Here is a 236-nt window from a genome sequence, read left to right on the forward strand (position 1 = left end):
TTTTGATGCGAAAACCAACCCACATCTTTAGGCTCACAATACTCTATTTGGGTTTTGTTAACCCATAAATAAGCTGCACCTGGGCCACCACATAACCATTTAACGCTCGAGCCAATCAGAAAGTCAGCATCGAGTACGCTTAAATCAAGGGGTATAACACCCGCTGATTGAGCACCATCAATTATTGACAAGCTATTGGTTAATTTACTTATAGCTACAATATCGTATACAGGCGC

At 41.1% G+C, this 236-nt stretch carries 1 protein-coding gene; it reads right to left on the reverse strand.

Annotated features, from left to right (window positions below; all coding sequences use genetic code 11):
• Positions 1-236, reverse strand: a 236-nt coding sequence (locus tag AAEY62_RS24725) for an aminotransferase class V-fold PLP-dependent enzyme (protein WP_350637139.1), incomplete at both ends; no start/stop codon positions are given.

It is taken from the genome of Pseudoalteromonas sp. GW168-MNA-CIBAN-0100, assembly GCF_040309225.1.
GTDB classification, from domain to species: Bacteria; Pseudomonadota; Gammaproteobacteria; order Enterobacterales; family Alteromonadaceae; genus Pseudoalteromonas; species Pseudoalteromonas arctica.